This window comes from Paraburkholderia sp. BR14320 (assembly GCF_040948665.1).
Lineage (GTDB): Bacteria > Pseudomonadota > Gammaproteobacteria > Burkholderiales > Burkholderiaceae > Paraburkholderia > Paraburkholderia youngii.
Window position 1 is genome coordinate 1 of the sequence record NZ_JBFPKG010000273.1, and the last position, 423, is coordinate 423.

The window sequence follows — 423 nt, forward strand, 5'->3', positions numbered from 1 at the left end:
GCGGGGAGCTCGAGACGGTGCTGGCGCAGCTGTGGGCGGAGCTGCTGGGTCTGGAGCGGGTCGGCCGGCATGACCACTTCTTCGAGCTGGGCGGTCATTCGCTGCTGGCCGTGCGGCTGCTCAGCCGGCTGTCGCAGATTGCGGGTGTGGAACTGTCGCTGGCGATGCTGTTTGCGCGGCCGGTGCTGGCTGATCTGGCCGCAGGCGTGGCCGGAGCGGTGAGCGGCGCGGCAGCGCAGGCGCTGCCGGCCATTGGAGCCGTATCGCGCCAGGCGCCGCTTGAGCTGTCGTTTGCCCAGCAGCGGCTGTGGTTTCTGGCACAGCTGGACAAGGACAGTGCCCGCTACCACGTTCCGCTGGGGTGGCGGCTGCAGGGCAGGCTGGATCGCGCGGCGTGGCGACGCAGCCTCGATCAGCTGTATG

At 70.2% G+C, this 423-nt stretch carries 1 protein-coding gene; it reads left to right on the forward strand.

Annotation, left to right across the window (positions count from 1 at the left end; all coding sequences use genetic code 11):
• Positions 1-17: 17 nt before the first annotated feature.
• A partial coding sequence (locus AB3X89_RS40280; RefSeq protein WP_368588065.1) for a phosphopantetheine-binding protein occupies positions 18-423 on the forward strand: 406 nt, incomplete at its 3' end.